The organism is Nesterenkonia sp. E16_10 (assembly GCF_017347085.1).
GTDB lineage: Bacteria > Actinomycetota > Actinomycetes > Actinomycetales > Micrococcaceae > Nesterenkonia.
Genome location: NZ_JADPSA010000043.1, coordinates 1 through 1,425 on the forward strand (window position 1 = coordinate 1; position 1,425 = coordinate 1,425).

Genomic DNA, 1,425 nt, shown 5'->3' on the forward strand with positions numbered 1-1,425 from the left:
ATCACCTTCGACGACGCCGAGATGATCAACGCCTGCACGCTCTCCGACGACGTCTTCACGATCACCTTCTCCGGGCTCTCCAAGACCTGGCGGGTGGCCGGCTTCCGCTCGGGCTGGCTCTACATGTCGGGGCCCAAGCACCGCGCGAAGAACTACATCGAGGGCCTGAACCTGATGTCGAACCTGCGTATGTGCCCCAACGTCCCGGCGCAGCACGCGATCCAGACCGCGCTCGGCGGCTACCAGTCGGTCGAAGAGTTCATCCGTCCCGGCGGCAGGCTCTACGAACAGCGCAACGTGGCGCATAAGCTGCTCTCGGAGATTGAAGGCGTTGACGTCCACCAGGCCGACGGCGCGCTATATCTCTTCCCGCGGCTGGACCCGAAGATCTATCCGATCCAGAACGATGAGACCTTCGTGATGGAGCTGCTGCGTCAGCAGAAGATCCTGGTCTCCCACGGACGGGCGTTCAACTGGATCGACGACAACCACTTCCGGCTGGTGTCGCTGCCCGCGGTGGAGGAGCTCGAAGAGGCGATCGCGGGCATCGCGGACTTCCTCGCGTCGTACCGGGATGTGTTCGCCCGCGCCTGAGTGCGGGGCTCGAACACGCTCAGCATGTGAAACAGGGGCGTTCTCTCACCCCGGAAGGTACAGGATAGGACAGTGCGTAACTCCAGGATGCAGGAATTCGAAGACTTCACCCAGTCGCCCAAGCTTCAGGACGTCCGGTATGACGTGCGTGGGCCCATCGCGCAGGAGGCCGCCAGGCTGGAGCGCGAGGGACACGCGATCACCCGGCTGAACATCGGCAACCCCGCGCCCTTCGGCTTCGAGGCTCCGGACTCGATCCGGATGGCGATGATCAGCAACCTCCATGACGCGCAGGGCTACTCCGACTCCCAGGGCATCTATTCCGCCCGGATCGCGGTGGCCCAGTACTACCAGGCGCGTGGAATGACCGACGCCGATCCCTCGGACATCTACCTGGGCAACGGAGTCTCCGAGCTGATCTCGATGGTGCTCCAGGCGCTGCTCGCCCCCGGGGACGAGGTGCTGATCCCCGCCCCGGACTACCCGCTGTGGACCGGTGCCACCACCCTGGCCGGCGGCCGGGCCGTGCACTACATCTGCGACGAGGACAACAGCTGGTGGCCGGACCCGGAGGAGATCGAGTCCAAGGTCACTGAACGCACCAAGGCCCTGGTGATCATCAACCCGAACAACCCCACCGGGGCGGTCTATCCGCGCGAGGTCCTCGAAGCCATGGTCGACATCGCCCGGCGGCACAACCTGATGCTGCTCTCCGATGAGATCTACGAGAACATCACCTTCGACGACGCCGAGATGATCAACGCCTGCACGCTCTCCGACGACGTCTTCACGATCACCTTCTCCGGGCTCTCCAAGACCTGGCGGGTGGCC

The 1,425-nt window shown here is 64.4% G+C and carries 2 protein-coding genes; both read left to right on the forward strand.

Annotated elements, in window-relative coordinates; translation table 11 throughout:
• Positions 1 to 594, forward strand: a 594-nt coding sequence (locus I2487_RS13825) for an aminotransferase class I/II-fold pyridoxal phosphate-dependent enzyme (protein ID WP_207173066.1), incomplete at its 5' end; no start/stop codon positions are given.
• 87 nt (positions 595 to 681) lie between these two features.
• Positions 682 to 1,425 (forward strand): aminotransferase class I/II-fold pyridoxal phosphate-dependent enzyme (locus tag I2487_RS13830; RefSeq protein WP_207173067.1); only part of this gene is annotated, 744 nt, incomplete at its 3' end.